Below are 3,472 nucleotides of genomic sequence, written 5' to 3' on the forward strand. Positions count from 1 at the left end.
TTTCATCCACCACGGTGGGGCGCAGGCCGGCCTGCACCAGCGCCTGGGCGGCGCGCACGCCGGCCGGGCCGGTGCCGACCACCACGATGCGGGGCGAGCCGGTAGGGTTAGTGACTGGGGTGGCGGTGGGGGTGCTCATGCCGCGTCCCCTTGCGCATGGCGCGCCAGCGATTCGCGCAGGTCCGGCGTCACCGGCCAGTGCGCCGCGGGCGGGTGGGTGAGCACCTCCATGCCGGCTTCGGCCGGGGTGGAGCAGGCGCGCAGCCGATTGCCCGAAGGCGTCCACACCCAGCAGTCCTGGCAGGCACCCATGAGGCAAAAGCCCGCGCGCGGGCCGTCGCCGAACTCGCTGTCGCGCACCCGCCGCCCGTGCTGCAGCAGCGCCACCAGCAGGGTGTCGCCAGCGAGCGCGGCGGCAGGCAGGCCATCGATCGTCAGGGCGATCGGGGGGCGATCGGTCTCGGCCAGCCGCACGAAGCGGGCCGGCGGGCGGTGGGCGGTGTCGGGCATGGGCGTCTGGAGGGCGGTCAGCGCTGGTGGGGAAAAAGCCGCTCGATGGGACAGTGCGTCTTGATGAACGGCGTCTTGATGACGATGTAGCTGAAGTACTTGGAGATGCCGAGGTTGCGTTCGAGCAGGTCCTCGATCACCTCCTGGTAATGGTTCACGCCGCGCGTCAGAAAGCGCAGCAGGTAGTCGTAGCCGCCGCTCACCAGGTGGCATTCGAGCACCTCGTCCACCTCGCGGATCGCGGCCTCGAAGCGCGTGAAGTCTTCGCGGCGGTGGTCGGTGAGCGTGACCTCGGTGAACACGGTGAGCGTGTCGCCCAGCTTTTCCAGGCGCAGATGCGCGCCATAGCCGGCGATGTAGCCCGCCTGCTCCAGGCGCTTGACGCGGATCAGGCAGGGGCTGGGCGACAGGCCCACCGCGTCCGCCAGGTCCACGTTGGTCATGCGCCCGTTCTTCTGCAGCTGCGCGAGGATGCGCAGGTCCAGGCGGTCGATCTTGAAGGCTTCGTTCATCATGGCGGCATCGGGACGTGAAGGAGGCTTCGATTCTGCGGCGGCGCGCGGTCGCTGTGTTGGCGTTGCGGGGGCGTTGCCGCCGGTTTCAGCCTTTGAGCGCGGCGCGCACGTCGGGCGCGTCCAGCACGTCGTCCAGCGTCTTTCGCAGGCGCTTGAACATTTCGGCGAACTCGTCCTCGGTGTAGGTGAGCGCGGGCGCAAAGCCAAGAATGTTGTCGCCGAAGGCGCGGAACACGATGCCGTTGCGGTACGCCGTGGCCGCGATGCGCTCGGACAGGCCCAGCGCCGGATCGAACCCGCGCCGGGTCGCCTTGTCGCTCACCAGCTCCAGCGCGCCCAGCAGGCCGCGGTGGCGCGAGTCGCCCACCAGCGGGTGCGCCAGCAAGGCATCCAGCCCGGCCGCGAAAGGCGCGGCGCCGCGCTGGCCGTTGGCGAGAATGCCGCCTTCCTCGTACAGCCGCAGCACTTCCAGCGCCACCGCCGCGCTCACCGGGTGGGCGGAGTAAGTGGCGCCGTGGCCGATGGGCGCGCCCTCGGGTGCACCGTCGGCGATGCTGGCGTACAGCGCATCCGAGATCACCGTCGCCCCCATGGGCACGTAGCCGGCCGTCAGTCCCTTGGCCAGCGTGAGGATGTCGGGGGACACGCCTTCGGCCTCGCAGGCGAACAGCGGGCCGGTGCGGCCGAAGCCGGTGATGACCTCGTCCACCACCATCAGGATGCCCAGCTCGCGCGTGGCCTCCCGCATGGCCTTGAGCCATCCCTGGGGCGGCACGATCACCCCGCCCGAGCCCTGGATGGGCTCGCAGAAGAAGGCCGCCACGTTGTCCGCGCCCAGCTCGGCCACCTTGGCCCGCAGCGCCGCCACCGAGGCCGCGATGATGGCCGGACCGTCCGACGGGTCCGCGGCGCGGTAGGGGTTGGGCGAGGGAATGTAGTGCTGCGTCGGCAGCGGCAGGTCGAACCCGCGGTGGAAGGCGGGCAGGGCGGTGAGCCCGGCGCCCGTGGACGACGAGCCGTGGTAGCCGCGCTCCAGCGCGATGAAGTGCTTCTTGGCCGGCTGGCCGATGGCATTGTGGTACTGCACGATGAAGCGCACGGCGGCATCCACCGCTTCGGAGCCGCCCAGCGTGAAGTACACGTGGTTCAGCGATTTCGGCGTGATCTGCACCAGCTTTTCGGCCAGAAGAATGGCCGGCTCGCTGCTGAAGTGGAAGTAGCCCGTGGCGTAGGGCAGGCGGCGCATCTGCTCGGCGGCGGCCTGCACCACGCTCTCCTGGCCGTAGCCCACGTTCACGCACCACAGGCCGGCGAAGGCGTCCAGCAGCTCGTTGCCCCTGGCATCGGTGAGCCATGCCCCCCGGCCCGAGGACAGCACGGTCGGGCCGCGGCGCTCGTGCGCTCGCCAGGGCGAGACGGGGTGGATCAAATGCGCCCGGTCGATGGCATCGAGCGAGGCGAGCTGGGGCAGGTCGGTGAGTTGGGTCATGGCGGGGTCCGGTCGCGGGCCAGGGGTTCGGTGGCGGTGGTGAGGCGTCTGTCGATGGTCCCAAGGTTAGGCCAGGGGCCGCTGCGCGTGGTGCTGCTTTGGCGGGGTTTGGCGCAGCACGCTGCGGTTGTTGGCGCGGTGGCAGCAGATCGTGCGGTGCCCCCGGGGACGCTGGCTGCCGGCCGCCATGCGTCAGTAGCCGCGCGAGCGGTCCACCAGCCCCACCATGGGCTCGCCCGCCTCGAACCGGCGCAGGTTGTCGACCACCACGTTGGCGGCGCTCAGGGGCTGGGTCATGCTCGCGATGTGCGGGGTGAGCTGCACGCGCGGGTGCCGCCAGAAGGCGTGCGACGGCGGCAGGGGCTCGGGGTCGGTCACGTCGAGCACCGCCTCGCCGATCTGCCCCACGGCCAGCGCGGCCAGCAGGTCGGTGTCGATCAATTGCGGCCCGCGCCCCACGTGCACCAGCCCGGCACCGGCCGGCAGTTGCGCGAACAGGTCCTTGTTCAGAAAGCCCCGCGTGGCATCGGTCAGCGGCAGCAGGCACACCAGGATGTCGGTGCGCGCCAGGAAGGCCGGCAGTTCGTGCCGGTCCGCGTAGCAGTGCACGCCGGCGAACTGGTGGCGCGAGCGGCTCCAGCCCGCGCAGTCGAAGCCCAGGCCCCGCAATTGGGCCAGCACCGCCTGCCCCAGCGAGCCCAGGCCCAGCACGCCCACCCGGCGTTCGCTGGCCGGGCGCACCGGCAGCACGCGCCATTCGCCTTGCTGCTGCTGACGGCGGTACTGGGGCATGTCGCGGTGCAGGCCCAGCACGGCGTGCGTCACGTACTCCACCATGCCCTGCACGATGCCCGGCTCCACCATGCGCACCACGGGCAACTCGGGCGGCAGCGCGGCGAAGTCGAACTGGTCCACGCCCGCGCCCGATGAAAACAGCACCTGCAGCTGCGGAAAGCGC

4 protein-coding genes are annotated in these 3,472 nt (G+C 71.1%); all 4 read right to left on the reverse strand.

The features are described 5' to 3' along the window. Nucleotides 1-135 precede the first annotated feature (135 nt). A complete protein-coding gene (locus AC27IQ_RS20720) occupies nt 136-510 on the reverse strand; it encodes a (2Fe-2S)-binding protein (protein ID WP_284431436.1) in 375 nt (124 codons plus the stop codon). Nucleotides 511-527: 17 nt separating this feature from the next. After that, nucleotides 528-1,022 (reverse strand): Lrp/AsnC family transcriptional regulator, encoded by a 495-nt coding sequence (locus AC27IQ_RS20725; RefSeq protein ID WP_272553201.1) that lies wholly within the window; start codon nt 1,020-1,022, stop codon nt 528-530. A gap of 88 nt (nt 1,023-1,110) precedes the next feature. Then, nucleotides 1,111-2,514 carry an aminotransferase class III-fold pyridoxal phosphate-dependent enzyme gene (locus tag AC27IQ_RS20730; protein ID WP_487090618.1) on the reverse strand — a complete coding sequence of 468 codons (1,404 nt, stop codon included), beginning with the start codon at nt 2,512-2,514 and terminating at the stop codon, nt 1,111-1,113. A gap of 192 nt (nt 2,515-2,706) precedes the next feature. Continuing rightward, the coding region (locus tag AC27IQ_RS20735) for a 2-hydroxyacid dehydrogenase (RefSeq protein WP_487090619.1) at nt 2,707-3,472 on the reverse strand (766 nt) is incomplete at its 5' end.

The organism is Acidovorax sp. KPB24-07 (genome assembly GCF_057543315.1).